We start from the raw sequence: 12,517 nt of genomic DNA on the forward strand, positions 1-12,517 counted from the left end.
TGACGGATTGGACTGAGACTGAGTGAAGCGCATATCAATTACTGACGTTGTCCGGTACGCGGCCCTTGCTGCGGCCATGGTCATCAGCTTTGCCGTTGAGCGTGACCTAGCGCTGTCGCACGGAGTGCCCGAGACCGTTGCTCCGGCCGTCCCTGTGGCCATTGACCTATTCATGATCTGGGCTGTCCGGACTGGCCGTGACGTTGCCCTCAGTGTGTCCGTTGCCGTGGCCGCGAATGTCGCTGGTGTCCTCACAACAGAATCGCTGTCCGCTGTTGGTACCTGGGTGTCCGCCGGGCTGCATGCCGTCTTCCCATTGACTGTCTGGCGAATGCATCGCAGCGAGCCTGAGCGGCCACCTGAGAGCCTGCCGGGCACTGCGGCGGAGCCCTGAGACCAGCAAGTCAACTACGGCCCCGCACAAGGGCACTGGGAGCCTTGCCGACGACTGGCCGACCGATGACCTGTGGGCCGATTTCCAGGACAGCGCCCCGGACGCGGAAAGCGAAGCCCCGGTCACTCCGCCTTCCGCTGAGGACATCCGCGCGGCTGTAGCCGTTCTGGCTTCTCGGCATGGCCGCCCTGTGACCGGCCGCATGATGGCTGACCACTTCGGCGTGTCCGAACGGACCGGCCGCCGGTATCTCGCAATGACTGTATGACCGTTTGCCCCGTACCCGCTGCCTGACTGATGGCCGGTACGGGGCTACTTTCGTTTCAGGGGTACCCTCACTCACAAGTTATTCGTAACGAAGTCATCGTCATAATCCTCGTCACCATTCACCATGAAGATTGCACGACCCCGCGCGATATTGGATTCTGTATCCGATACGGCGCAACTTCCGCAGTGCCCCCCTTCGCCGTAGTAGTAATCGAAGTCAGGGTCACCATGAAACTCGGAATTGTATTCGTCCCGCGCGTCTTCGATCTCGAACGCTGTCCCGCACTCAACACATTTCGCCATAACGGCATGGTACCCGGCAACCGGCACATGGGCAGGTGGATTCTACGAACTCAGCTAAGCCGCCGGATGCTCAGCGAGTATGGCCGCAACTTCCGGCACGTCGGCAAAGCCTTGCAACCGGCGGAGTATCTCGCGCACCCGCTCCGCTGTCTGTTCTGACGCAGCGTCAGAGGTGGTGTTGATGACCTGCCCCATGGGGGCCGTGCACGGCCCTGAGAGCGACTGGCGCCACGACAACGCCCCCCTAAAAGCCCGGGAAGCTCCTGGGCCACTAGAGGGGCGTTCTGCCACTTCTGGGGAGCGGCTACGCCTTACGCAGCGTGCCCCTGATCAAGTGTTCCGCCGCAGCATGCGAAGCGGCGTTCTCTGGGATGCGGTGCGCCGCAATGCCGATCACTTCGGCCAGCGAAGCCGCCATGGGTTCAATGAAGGCAGCCCGCTCCGCATCGCTGATCTCTTCGCCTGCCTCAAGGATGCTGGTAACCACAGCAAGCAATGCGGTTGCCGCTTCCAATCCGGCGATGTCCGCAACGGCGCTCAGCATGCCGCCCCGGGGGCTGATCACGAACACGTTCTTCCCCGTCACCGGGTCCGCGCCGACGTATCGGGGGTTAGTAGGCTCTTCCACGGCTCGACTCCTTAGCTAGTCGGGTCCACGCCCCGGAGGTGTTCACCGCACCTGCCGGGGTCTTTCAGTTTCGGCCTCAGTGTACTTCGGTGCACCTCAGTGTGCTCAGGATGCCGGAATCAGCGAAGTGTACTGAGGTGTACTGCATGGAGATTGACCGGACCCGCGCCATGTGGCCTCAGATTGCCGCAGTGATCATTGAGCGCATTACCAACGGCACGTATCCGCCGGGTAGCAAGGTGCCAAGCATCGTGGCCCTTGCCGCTGAATTCGACGTGGTCAACAGCACCGCACAACGGGCCATGGAAGCCGTGCGGGCTGAGGGGCTGACACGCTCCGAGAAGGGCATGGGGACGTACGTCCTGACCCCCGAAGAGCGCGGCAACTAGCCCTGGAATCAGGGTCGTTGTGCGTTTCGGCGGCTGCCTGGTGCTCAGCGCTGAGTCAGGACCGCACGCAATGCGTCTTCCAGTGCCCTCGCGGCAGGGGAGTTGAGCCGTTCTCCGCGCATGTCCGCCACGCTGGCGACGCCTCGCACCGCACCTGCCAACTTCGCCACCAGGCAGCAGAGTTCATCCCGTGAGACTTCTGGACGCTGGGACATGGTCAGCGCGTAAGCGGCATCACTGCGCGCTGTGTTGATGACGTGGGCTTCCGCGCGGTCCGTAAAGCGCTGGCGCTCAGCAATAGGCTCAGTCATGCCGACTCCCAATCAGTCGGTAAGCCCCGGTACGGAAGTTCTCACCCTTCCTGCCGGGGCGCTTTTGTGACCTGATCAGGTTACGGGGGCAGGGGCTTCCGCTGGGGTGCCTCTTTTGCGGGTCCGGGGGCTCTTCCCGGTGCTTAAACAGTGCGCTGACCAGGGGCTTTGTGCTAGAACTGTAAGTCCGTTGCCTTCGGATCGTCGAAGATCATGCAGCTGGGGACGGTCGAGAGCAGCCAGCGCACCTCGGGGTCGCGCCAGGACTCGTCGTAGAGGTAGGTGTACTCCTCGTAGTCCGCGACCTCGGCGCCCGGCGGTTCGTTCAGGTCCCGGCGTGCGGCGAGGCGGCGGCGGGTCGCCTTCGACGTCTCGTCGGCGTACACCTGGTCCCCGAGCAGGAGCAGTACGTCGGGGCGTACGGCACCGGGGTCGGCGGCGAGCCGGGCGGCGAGGGCGTCCAGGGCGTCGGGGCCGGTGGTGTCGGGCTCGCCGGAGGGGGGAGCCGCCCAGCGGCAGGATCCGAAGGAGATCCGGACGGGCCGATCCCGGGCGTCATCGGCCGATGCCGGCGGCGTGGTGATCGTGCTCGCGGGGAAGCCGGAGTCCTTGAGCGGCCAGACCCGGCGGCCGTCGAGCAGCACCTCGTACGCGGTGGTCGAGTCCGGGGTCAGACCGGTCACCACCACCAGCGCGTAGTGGTGACCGGCGATCGCGAACGTCCGGGACGAGCCGGACGCGCCGTCCGCGCATCGGACTTCGGCCGTGGTGGGCCGGTCGGCCTCCACCCAGACGGTCGCGGTGGAGCCCGTCTCCCAGTCGACGTATCGCAGCAGCGGTCCCAGGCGCAGCCCGGCCATGAGGTGCCCTCCTCGCGTCGTCCCGCACGGACGGAGCTCACGGGCCCGTACGGTACGGGCGGCTCCGTACCGTACGGAACGACGGAGAGGGGTCGGGCGGTTCCGGGGTCAGCAGCCGTTCAGGACCGACTGGAGCGCACTCTTCTCCGCGGAGTCGACGGTCAGGTTGTAGTAGTGCTTCACGTGCACCCAGGCACGCACGTAGGTGCACCGGTACGCGGTACGCGACGGCAGCCACTGGGCCGGGTCCTTGTCGCCCTTGGACTGGTTGACGTTGTCCGTGACCGCGATGAGCTGCGGGCGCGTCAGATCGTTGGCGTACGCCTGGCGTTGGGCGGTGGTCCAGCTGCTCGCGCCGGAGCGCCAGGCCTCGGCGAGCGGGACCATGTGGTCGATGTCCAGGTCGGAGGCGGCGGTCCAGGTGGCTCCGTCGTACTGCGAGTACCAACTGCCGCTGACGGCGGCGCAGCTGGAGTCCTGGACCACGTTCGTGCCGTCGCGCTTCAGGACGACCTCGCGGGTGTTGCAGGTGCCCGACTGGGTGATCCAGTGCGGGAACTTGTCCCGGCTGTAGCCGGTCGACGAGCCTTCCGCCGACACCGTCAGCTGGCTCAAGTAGGTGCGGGCGGTGGAGGCGCTGACCGGGGTGGGCATGGCTGCCTGGGCGGTGGGTGCGGTGAGCAGCCCTGTGGTTGCGGCAAGTGCGGCGGATGCGACGACCACACCTATGCGACGCGCGTAGACACCTGACATGCGAACTCCCTTGATGTGGGGGGATCCTGGACGGGCGACCTGTGGAGCCCGGCCATCGTGGCGGCGCCAGGTTTCTGTGGGGTGGGCGCCAGGTAACAGGGTGGCGACATGAGCACGTCACATCAAGGGCTGGGGCGGACCGGTCTGCGGTGCGAGGCCGTACGGAACGACATGCGCGGGCCTGCGCGGATGTTCTCGACCCAGGGGGGAAGCAGGGGCTGACGTGTCGACAGGTCGTGAATGCCGGGGCGGGCCGGCCGGTCTTATGGTTGCCGCGTGCTGCTACCGGTCAACATCACGCTCGGCGTCGTCCTCGCCGTGCTGCTCGTGGCGGCCGCCGCCGTCGCCGCCTGGGCCTCGCTCGGCCGGTCGCGCGAGATCGTCCTCGCAGGGCTGCGCGCCGCGGTCCAACTCGCCGCCGTCTCCGTGCTCATCGGCTGGGTGGTCCGCTCCCTGCCGCCGCTGCTCTGCTTCGTGGCGCTGATGTACGCCGTGGCGGTACGGACCGCCGGACGCCGGATCACCGGGAACCGCACCTGGTGGTGGGCGGCTGTGCCGATCGCCGCGGGGGTCGCGCCGGTGGTCGCCCTGCTGCTGCTCACCGGGCTTCTGCCGGTCCGGGGCATCGCGCTGATCCCGGTGGCGGGCATTCTCATCGGGGGTGCGCTCACCGCGACCGTACTCGGCGGACGGCGGGCGCTGGACGAACTGACCACGCGGCGCGGGGAGGTGGAGGCGGGAATGGCGCTCGGGCTGCTCGACCGCGATGCCCGGCTGGAGATCGCCCGGCCCGCGGCGTCGGACGCGCTGCTGCCGGGGCTGGACCAGACGCGGACGGTGGGGCTCGTCACGCTGCCCGGGGCGTTCGTGGGCATGCTGCTGGGCGGCGCCTCACCGGTTCAGGCGGGGGCCGTGCAACTGTTCGTACTGGTGGCGCTGATGGCCGTACAGGCGGTGGCCGTTGCCACGGTGCTGGAACTGGTGGCGCGGGGGCGGCTGAGCCGCGACTGAACCCCGGGGAGGTCTTCCCGGGTCAGAGGGCCCGGATGTGCAGACGGATCGAGTCGTCGGCCGGCGCCTCCACCCGGATCTGCGTCAGGTCCCCGACGTGTGCATCCGGCGCCAGTGCCGCGGCGCGCGGGCCCACGCCCACGACGCGCATCCCGGCCGCCCGGCCTGCCGCGACACCCGCCTCCGAGTCCTCGAAGACGATGCAGTCGGCCGGGGTGAAGCCCAGTTCGGCCGCGCCCTTGAGGAAGCCCTCGGGGTCGGGCTTGCTGGCGCCGACGCATTCCGCCGTGACGCGGGTGCTCGGCATCCGCAGTCCGGCCGCCGTCATCCGGGCCTGGGCGAGCGCCTCGTCGGCGGAGGTCACCAGGGCGTGCGGGAGCGTGGCGATCGCGTCCATGAAGGCCGGGGCGCCGCCGATCGGGACCACGCCGTCGGTGTCGGCGGTCTCCTCGGCGAGCATGACCCGGTTGTCGGCGTAGTTCTGCTCCATCGGCCGGTCGGGCAGGAGTACCGCCATGGTGGCGTACCCCTGCCGCCCGTGGACCACCTTGAGTGCGGCCTCGGGGTCCAGCCCCTCCCGCAGCGCCCAGCGCCGCCAGCAGCGCTCCACCACCGCGTCGGAGTTCACGAGTGTGCCGTCCATGTCGAGCAGGAGGGCACGTGCGGTGAGGACGGTGGCCGGCATCGGCGGGCTCCAGGGCGCGGGGGAGGGGGGCGGCGTGGGGTGAAGAGAACAAGCGGTCCCGCCCGCCGGTCAGGGGTGCGGGCGAGGACCACTTTGTTCCATCACGATACAAAATCCTGCCCGCGAAAGCGAATCCCTTCCCGAACACGGGAGGGGAGGGCCGGCTCCCCGGGGCCGGCCGCCTCCTCAGTCCTGACCGCGACCCGTCGTCTCCGCCTCCAGTGCGCTCCGGGTGCTCGGGCCGTAGACACCCGGCGGGTCGCCCTCGATGGACTTGTACGACTGGTAGACGCGTACGGCGCTCTCGACCCGGTCCGTGTAGTTGCCGTTGTCGGGTCCGTGGTAGAGCCGCACCTCCCGCAGCCGCCGCTGCAGCTCGGCCACCTCGGGGCCGTGGTCGCCGCGCTGCAGCGTGCGGCCCTGCGGTTTCCCGGGCGACGGGGCCGTCGAGGTCCCGGTGGACTGCGAGACCATCGTCGATGCCGAGGGGGCGGGCGGGCGCGTAGAGGCAGCGGATGCGGAGGGGGAGAGCGAGGGGCTCCCCGACGCGGAGACGGATGCGGACGGCGATGCCGAAGCCGACGGCGAGGAGGATGCGGAGGCGGACGCGGACGCCGACGGCGATGCGTCCGGTGAAAGGGGCGCATCGGGGACGCTCGACACCCGGGCGCTCGGGAGCGCCCGGTCGCGCTCGGAGTCCCTGTTCACGTCCCCGCCGAACAGACCGCCGGCGAACGCCGCGGTGCCCACCACGCCGATCACGGCCGCGCCGACCGCGAGCGCCGCGAAGGGCCGTCGGCGGCGTGGCCGCACCGGGTCCACCGGGCCCACCAGGTCCACGGCCATGGTGTCCGTACGCGGATCATCCGCCCCGGCACTCTCCTGCGACAGAGGTGACAGAGGTGGCAGAGGTGGCAGAGGCGACAGAGGCGGCGGATCCACCGGCGCCGCCGGGTCGAGGAAGAGCGGCATCGTCATGGCGGCGTCCGCCGGGGCGGCGTCCGCGGGCGCCTCGTCGTCCCCCAGCGTCACGTACGGCCGGATCCGCAGGGGATCGAAGTCCTCCGCCGCCGCGGTCTCCGCCCGCTCGGCCGCGCGCCGTGCCGCGCGCTCCGCGCACCCGCACGGGGGCCCGGCGGCGGGTCTGTCGTGCGGTCCCCCGTTCCATGCATCCGTCGCTCTGTCGTCCGTGCCGCATTCCGGGCAGACATGTCCGGTCATTGTGGGTCCCTCCCCTTGAACTGCCTGCGATTATGCAGTCTGCCGCGGTGATGCCCCAACAGGCCATAACCCTCCACAACGGCCAGGATGGGATGTAGCGGAACCGAGGAGATGTTCATGGCCCACCAGCTGAACCCCCCGGCCCTGGCCCCTGGCGAAGGCCGTTCCCAGCGGACGGTCCTGGTCGCCATCGGCGCCCTGCTCCTCGGCATGCTGCTCGCCGCACTCGACCAGACCATCGTCTCCACCGCCCTGCCGACCATCGTCAGCGAACTCGGCGGCCTGGAGCATCTGTCCTGGGTGGTCACCGCCTATCTGCTCGCATCGACCGCCGCGACCCCGCTCTGGGGCAAGCTCGGCGACCAGTACGGCCGCAAGAAGCTCTTCCAGATCGCCATCGTCATCTTTCTCATCGGCTCCGCGCTCTGCGGCATGGCCCAGAACATGCCGCAACTGATCGCCTTCCGTGGTCTCCAGGGCCTCGGCGGCGGCGGCCTGATGGTGCTCTCGATGGCGATCGTCGGTGACCTCGTCGCCCCGCGCGAACGCGGCAAGTACCAGGGGCTGTTCGGCGCGGTCTTCGGTATGACGAGCATTCTCGGACCGCTGCTCGGCGGCCTCTTCACCGAACACCTCAGCTGGCGCTGGGTGTTCTACATCAACCTGCCGATCGGCGTCGTCGCCCTGCTCGTCATCGCCGCCGTTCTGCACATCCCGGTCCGTCAGGCCAAGCACACCATCGACTACCTGGGCACCTTCCTCATCGCCTCCGTCGCCACCTGCCTGGTTCTCGTCGCCTCGCTGGGCGGATCGACCTGGGCCTGGGGCTCGGCGCAGATCATCGGACTCGCCGTCGTCAGCGTGGTGCTGCTGATCGCCTTCGGGTACGTCGAGCGGCGCGCCGCCGAACCCGTACTGCCGCTGAGGCTGTTCCGGATCCGGACCTTCAGCCTCGTCGCCGTGATCAGTTTCGTCATCGGATTCGCGATGTTCGGAGCGATGACGTATCTGCCGACGTTCCTGCAGGTCGTGCACAACATCTCGCCGACCCTGTCCGGTGTGCACATGCTGCCGATGGTGCTCGGTCTGCTCCTCACCTCGACCCTGTCCGGTCAGATCGTCAGCCGTACGGGCCGGTGGAAGGTCTTCCCGATCCTCGGTACCGGCATCACCGCGATCGGCCTGCAGCTCCTGCACCGGCTCACGGAGTACAGCAGCACCTGGCAGATGAGCGCCTACTTCTTCGTCTTCGGTGCCGGGCTCGGTCTGGTGATGCAGGTCCTCGTGCTGGTCGCGCAGAACGCCGTCACCTACGAGGACCTCGGCGTCGCGACCTCCGGGGCCACGTTCTTCCGCTCCATCGGTGCCTCGTTCGGTGTCGCCGTCTTCGGCACGATCTTCACCAACCGGCTCACCGGCAAACTCGGCGCGGCCCTCTCGGGCGTCACGCTGCCACCGGGCATCGACGCCGGGCGACTGGCCGCCGACCCGCGCGCCATCTCCCAACTGCCGCCAGCGCTGAGGGCCCCGGTGATCCACGCGTACTCGACCTCGATCACCGACGTCTTCGTGTACGCGGCGCCCGTCGTCCTGGTCGCCTTCGTCATCGCCTGGTTCCTCAAGGAGGACAGGCTGCGCGGCTCGGTGACGGCCCCCGACAGCACCGAGACCCTGGCCTCGAACCCGGTCGAGCGTTCCTCGTACGACGAATGCGCACGGGCCCTGTCGGTGCTCGCCACCCGCGAGGGGCGCCGCGACGTCTATGTGAGGATCACCGAGCGTGCGGGGTACGACCTGCTGCCCGCGGCCGGCTGGATGCTGCTGCGCATCAAGCGGCACGGCGCCGTCGAACCCGCGCTGCTCGCCGACGCGACCCCCGTACCGGTGCGCGTGATCAGCGATGCGGCGCGACAGCTTGAGGAGCGCGGTCTGGCCCGGCGCGAAGGGGTGCAGCTGGTGCTCACCGACCGCGGTTCGGAGGCCGTGGAGAAGCTCGCGGAAGCGCGTGAGGAGTTGCTGGCCGAGCTGTTGGGCGACTGGTGGGGGCCGGAGCGGCCGACCGACCTGGTCGGACTCGTCGCGGAGCTGACCGCCGAGACGACCGGATCGAGCAGGGAACAGCCGCGCTGTCCGGAGCCGAGGCGGGACCACGCACTCTGACCCGGGCCCGGGGATTCCCCGGCCGGACCCCGGCCGGACGACAGCTCCCGGTCACAGCGCCCGGGTCACAGCTCCTTGGCGAACCAGTGCTCCGCGTACTGCCGCCGGTGGAACGCGGGCACCTCCCGGTAGCCGTGCTTGGCATACAACCCGCGCGCCTCCACCAGATCGTTGCGGGTGTCCAGCCGGATCTGCCGTACGCCGAAGGCACGCGCCGCGCTCTCGACGGCCGCCAGCAGCAACCCGCCGCCGCCCGTGCCACGGAACTCGGGGCGCACGAACACGCGGGTGAGCTCCGCGGTGTCCGCGTCCACCAGGAGCAGCCCGGCGCAGGACGCGGGCTTTCCGTCGAATCTGCCGACGACGAACGCGCCGGTCGGCCGTGTGAGCAGGTCGGCGCCGTCGCCGGAGAGTCCCTCGTCGATCTCCTCCGCGGTCGCGGGCCGCTGCCAGTAGCGGCTGGCGACCTCGTCGTAGTAGTCACGGCGCAGGGCGCTCGCGTCGGGAGAGTCGAAGCGTTCGGGGGTCACGGTCCACGTCATGGGCGCCATTGTGACCTGGGCATGACCGGGGAGCCCAACGGTTTCCAGTGCCGTGACCGGCAGCACGCACAGCCGCGCGCTCACGCCGGCGGCGGGATCGTGACCGGCGGCGGGGGCAGCGCAGGGCGCCGCCGGTGCGCCCGGCCGCCCAGCAGCACCGCCACGGCCGCGACCCCGCTGCCCGACGGCGCTCTGCGCAACGTCAAGTCGGCGCTGTGCCTGCACGCCGAGGGCGGCGCCACGGACAGCGCGCGTCTGCTGATCCGGACCTGTGGAACAGCCGCTGAACAGCAGGGGAGGCTCCCCGGGTAACCGGAGCCCGTACCGCCCCTGAGGGCCGAAGGGTGCCGGGACGAACCGCATCGTCCCGGCACCCCTTCGGCGTGGATCGCCGCGTCTTCCAGCATCCGCCTGTCCGGGGCGGCCCGCCACTCGAACGGCTCAGACCGGCCGGTCTCAGGGGCCGGGCGGTACCAGCGCCCAGGCGGCCAGCGACAGCGTGGCCATGGACACGACCGTGGACGCCACCACGGAGTTGCGGGCGAGGCTGGTGTCGAGGCCGTACTGGCGGGCGTAGATGAAGGCGTTCTGGGCGGTCGGGAGCGCGGAACAGAGGACCACGGCGAGCAACTGGTGGTCCGGCAGGTGTAGCAGCGGGCCGCCGACCAGGAAGGCGATCAGGGGCTGGACCAGCGTCTTCAGCACGACCGCCAGGCCCACTTCCGTACGCCCTGCGGGCACCGTCGTCGCGGTCGTTGCCGGATCCGGGCGGCCGTGCAGGGACAGGCCGAGGGTGATCAGGGCGGTGGGCACGGCGGCCGCGCCGAGCAGATCACAGGAGTGTTCGAGTGCGTGCGGCAGCCGCACCCCGAGCGCGGAGACGACGACGCCGAGCATCGAGGCCATGATGATCGGATTGCGTACGGGCATGGTCACCATCCGGCGCAGCGCGGCGCCCTTTCCGGAGCCCGCCCCTGTACCCGTGTCCAGCAGCGTCAGGATCACGGGGGAGACCAGCAGCACCTGGAAGAGGATGATCTGGGCGACGAACGACGCGTCACCGAGCACCTGGACCGCCACCGGGATACCCAGATTGGCGGAGTTGACGTAGCCGGACGCCATGCTGCTGATCGCCTGGTCGGCCGTCTTGCGGCCGAAGAAGCGCCGGGCGAGGACGAAGCCGAGGGCGGACACGAGCGCTGTGCCCGCCCCGAACGCCACCATCGAGGAGTTGGCGAAGGCGTCCAGTCGCGCACCGGAGACCATCGTGAACAGCGCCGCGGGCATGGCCACATGGAAGACGAACCGGCCGAGTACGGCTTCCGCCTGCTCGCCGAGCAGGCCACTGCGGCCGACCGCGTAGCCGGTCGCGGTGAGCATCCAGATCGGAGCGAAGGCGGAGAGCAGGGCATGCATGGACGCCATGATCCTCGGACAACTGTCCACTGCCTGTACCGGGGCGCGGCGGGCAGGAGGGGACAGGGCGCGGACGGGCGGCAGGGGCCGGGGCGTGGAAGGGGCGGCCCCCGCCGTCCGGGAATCCGCGAGCCGGTCAGCCGGCGGCGGTACTGACCTGGAGTTGCTTGATTCCGTTCAGCCAGGCGGAGCGCAGCCGCCGCGGGTCCTCGACCAGCCGCAAATCGGGCAGTACGTCCGCGATCGCGTTGAAGATCAGGTCGATCTCCATGACGGCGAGGGACTTGCCGAGACAGAAATGCGGTCCGCCGCCACCGAATCCGAGATGGGGGTTGGGGTTCCGGGAGATGTCGAAGCGTTCCGGGCTCTCGAAGACCTCGGGGTCGTTGTTGGCGGAGGAGTAGAACAGCCCGACCCGTTCGCCCTTCTTGATCTGCTGCCCGCCCAGTTCGAGGTCCTGGGTGGCGGTCCGCTGGAAGGAGACCACGGGGGTGGCCCAGCGCACGATCTCCTCGGCGGTGGTCTCCGGGCGCTCGCGCTTGTAGCGGTCCCACTCCTCGGGGTGGGTGAGGAAGGCGTGCATGCCGTGGCTGATGGCGTTCCGGGTGGTCTCGTTGCCGGCGACGGCGAGGAGGATCACGAAGAAACCGAACTCGTCCGAGGAGAGGTTGCCTTCGCCCTCCGCGGCGACCAGCTGGGAGACGATGTCCTTGGCGGGGCACTCCTTGCGTGCCGCTGCCAGGTTCATCGCGTACGAGACGATCTCCATGGCCGCCTCGGCGCCGACCTCTTCGGTGATCGCGTACTCGGGATCGTCGTACGCCGCCATCTTGTTGGACCAGTCGAAGATCTTGGACCGGTCCTCCTGCGGTACGCCGATGAGCTCGGCGATGGCTTGGAGCGGCAGTTCGACGGCGATATGGGTGACGAAGTCGAACGAACCGTCGTCGTCGGCGGAGGCGAGGGCCGACTCGACGATCGACCGGGCGCGGCTGCGCAGCGCCTGTTCCAGGGAACGGATGGCGCGGGGGGTGAAGCCGCGCTGGACGATCTGGCGGACCCGGGTGTGCTCGGGCGGGTCCATGTTCAGCATGATCAGCTTCTGGACGTCGATCTGATCGCGGCTGATCGTCTCGTTGAAGCGGATGACCGCGGTGTTGGTGTGGGAAGAGAACAGTTCAGGGTGTGTGGAGACGTACTTGACGTCCGCATGCCGGGTAACCACCCAGTAGCCCTCGTCGTCGAAACCGGAGACACCGGCCGGCTGGGTGCACCACCAGACCGGGGCGGTCTCCCTCATCCGGGCGAACTCCGGGTGCGGGATGCGGGCTTGGAGCAGGTCGGGATCGGTGAAGTCGAACCCTTCGGGCAGATGGGGGCAGGGCATCGGCAACTCCAGGTCGGTCCGAGGGGCGCCCGAACATTGTCTGACGACCCATCAGAAGTTGCCCGCAACGTAGTAACGAGTTCTACAACTGGCAAGAGCTGCGGCCTGATCTGTTGCGTGAGGGGGGCGCGTGCGGGCTTCGAAATGCGCCCATTGTGCGTGCACGGCTCTTGCGTACCGGGGGTAAGCC

Annotated in this window: 12 protein-coding genes and 1 pseudogene; 4 read left to right on the forward strand and 9 right to left on the reverse strand. The window is 69.2% G+C overall.

Features of this window, described 5'->3' with window-relative positions:
* Positions 1–1,268: 1,268 nt before the first annotated feature.
* On the reverse strand, positions 1,269–1,592 hold the full coding sequence (locus AB0N06_RS09825; protein ID WP_366134176.1) for a hypothetical protein: 324 nt from the start codon (positions 1,590–1,592) through the stop codon (positions 1,269–1,271).
* A gap of 146 nt (positions 1,593–1,738) precedes the next feature.
* Here AB0N06_RS09825 and AB0N06_RS09830 point away from each other — a divergent pair, with 146 nt between their 5' ends.
* Positions 1,739–1,981 (forward strand): winged helix-turn-helix domain-containing protein, encoded by a 243-nt coding sequence (locus AB0N06_RS09830; RefSeq protein ID WP_366134177.1) that lies wholly within the window; start codon positions 1,739–1,741, stop codon positions 1,979–1,981.
* Positions 1,982–2,025: 44 nt separating this feature from the next.
* On the opposite strand, the gene AB0N06_RS09835 is transcribed toward AB0N06_RS09830, so the two are convergent.
* The 3 genes and pseudogenes from AB0N06_RS09835 to AB0N06_RS09845 form a co-directional block, all read right to left on the reverse strand.
* Positions 2,026–2,292 carry a hypothetical protein gene (locus AB0N06_RS09835; protein ID WP_366134178.1) on the reverse strand — a complete coding sequence of 89 codons (267 nt, stop codon included), beginning with the start codon at positions 2,290–2,292 and terminating at the stop codon, positions 2,026–2,028.
* Positions 2,293–2,492: 200 nt separating this feature from the next.
* A pseudogene (locus tag AB0N06_RS09840) lies at positions 2,493–3,152 on the reverse strand (alkaline phosphatase family protein); the annotation flags it as partial.
* Positions 3,153–3,260: 108 nt separating this feature from the next.
* Positions 3,261–3,905 carry an HNH endonuclease family protein gene (locus tag AB0N06_RS09845; protein ID WP_366134179.1) on the reverse strand — a complete coding sequence of 215 codons (645 nt, stop codon included), beginning with the start codon at positions 3,903–3,905 and terminating at the stop codon, positions 3,261–3,263.
* 276 nt (positions 3,906–4,181) lie between these two features.
* Between AB0N06_RS09845 and AB0N06_RS09850 the strand changes: the two genes are divergently transcribed.
* Complete coding sequence (locus AB0N06_RS09850; protein ID WP_366134180.1) at positions 4,182–4,916, forward strand: ABC transporter permease; 735 nt, start codon at positions 4,182–4,184, stop codon at positions 4,914–4,916.
* A gap of 22 nt (positions 4,917–4,938) precedes the next feature.
* Here AB0N06_RS09850 and AB0N06_RS09855 read toward each other — a convergent pair whose 3' ends face one another.
* Both AB0N06_RS09855 and AB0N06_RS09860 read right to left on the reverse strand, forming a co-directional pair.
* Positions 4,939–5,601, reverse strand: a complete 663-nt coding sequence (locus tag AB0N06_RS09855) for an HAD-IA family hydrolase (protein ID WP_366134181.1) — start codon at positions 5,599–5,601, stop codon at positions 4,939–4,941.
* 186 nt (positions 5,602–5,787) lie between these two features.
* The gene (locus AB0N06_RS09860; protein WP_366134182.1) at positions 5,788–6,822 is read right to left on the reverse strand and encodes a peptidoglycan-binding domain-containing protein; all 1,035 of its coding nucleotides are present in this window, start codon (positions 6,820–6,822) and stop codon (positions 5,788–5,790) included.
* Positions 6,823–6,939: 117 nt separating this feature from the next.
* Here AB0N06_RS09860 and AB0N06_RS09865 point away from each other — a divergent pair, with 117 nt between their 5' ends.
* Positions 6,940–8,982, forward strand: coding sequence for an MDR family MFS transporter (locus AB0N06_RS09865; protein WP_366134183.1), 2,043 nt, complete (start codon positions 6,940–6,942; stop codon positions 8,980–8,982).
* Positions 8,983–9,047: 65 nt separating this feature from the next.
* On the opposite strand, the gene AB0N06_RS09870 is transcribed toward AB0N06_RS09865, so the two are convergent.
* Positions 9,048–9,524, reverse strand: a complete 477-nt coding sequence (locus AB0N06_RS09870) for a GNAT family N-acetyltransferase (RefSeq protein WP_366134184.1) — start codon at positions 9,522–9,524, stop codon at positions 9,048–9,050.
* 21 nt (positions 9,525–9,545) lie between these two features.
* Between AB0N06_RS09870 and AB0N06_RS09875 the strand changes: the two genes are divergently transcribed.
* On the forward strand, positions 9,546–9,836 hold the full coding sequence (locus AB0N06_RS09875) for a hypothetical protein (protein WP_366134185.1): 291 nt from the start codon (positions 9,546–9,548) through the stop codon (positions 9,834–9,836).
* A gap of 144 nt (positions 9,837–9,980) precedes the next feature.
* On the opposite strand, the gene AB0N06_RS09880 is transcribed toward AB0N06_RS09875, so the two are convergent.
* Positions 9,981–10,949, reverse strand: a complete 969-nt coding sequence (locus AB0N06_RS09880) for an AEC family transporter (RefSeq protein ID WP_366134186.1) — start codon at positions 10,947–10,949, stop codon at positions 9,981–9,983.
* A 127-nt stretch (positions 10,950–11,076) separates the two neighbouring features.
* Positions 11,077–12,327: a cytochrome P450 gene (locus AB0N06_RS09885; protein WP_366134187.1), complete on the reverse strand. Its 1,251-nt coding sequence runs from the start codon at positions 12,325–12,327 to the stop codon at positions 11,077–11,079.
* Between the last annotated feature and the right edge of the window lie 190 nt (positions 12,328–12,517).

This window comes from Streptomyces sp. NPDC051020 (assembly GCF_040683105.1).
Classification (GTDB): domain Bacteria; phylum Actinomycetota; class Actinomycetes; order Streptomycetales; family Streptomycetaceae; genus Streptomyces.

Excerpts from the sequence above, each read along its gene's own strand:
- AB0N06_RS09830 (WP_366134177.1), top strand. The coding sequence starts at position 1,739 with ATGGAGATTGACCGGACCCGCGCCATGTGGCCTCAGATTGCCGCAGTG.
- AB0N06_RS09835 (WP_366134178.1), bottom strand. The coding sequence starts at position 2,292 with ATGACTGAGCCTATTGCTGAGCGCCAGCGCTTTACGGACCGCGCGGAA.
- AB0N06_RS09845 (WP_366134179.1), bottom strand. The coding sequence starts at position 3,905 with ATGTCAGGTGTCTACGCGCGTCGCATAGGTGTGGTCGTCGCATCCGCC.
- AB0N06_RS09855 (WP_366134181.1), bottom strand. The coding sequence starts at position 5,601 with ATGCCGGCCACCGTCCTCACCGCACGTGCCCTCCTGCTCGACATGGAC.
- AB0N06_RS09860 (WP_366134182.1), bottom strand. The coding sequence starts at position 6,822 with ATGACCGGACATGTCTGCCCGGAATGCGGCACGGACGACAGAGCGACG.
- AB0N06_RS09865 (WP_366134183.1), top strand. The coding sequence starts at position 6,940 with ATGGCCCACCAGCTGAACCCCCCGGCCCTGGCCCCTGGCGAAGGCCGT.
- AB0N06_RS09870 (WP_366134184.1), bottom strand. The coding sequence starts at position 9,524 with ATGACGTGGACCGTGACCCCCGAACGCTTCGACTCTCCCGACGCGAGC.
- AB0N06_RS09875 (WP_366134185.1), top strand. The coding sequence starts at position 9,546 with ATGACCGGGGAGCCCAACGGTTTCCAGTGCCGTGACCGGCAGCACGCA.
- AB0N06_RS09880 (WP_366134186.1), bottom strand. The coding sequence starts at position 10,949 with ATGGCGTCCATGCATGCCCTGCTCTCCGCCTTCGCTCCGATCTGGATG.
- AB0N06_RS09885 (WP_366134187.1), bottom strand. The coding sequence starts at position 12,327 with ATGCCCTGCCCCCATCTGCCCGAAGGGTTCGACTTCACCGATCCCGAC.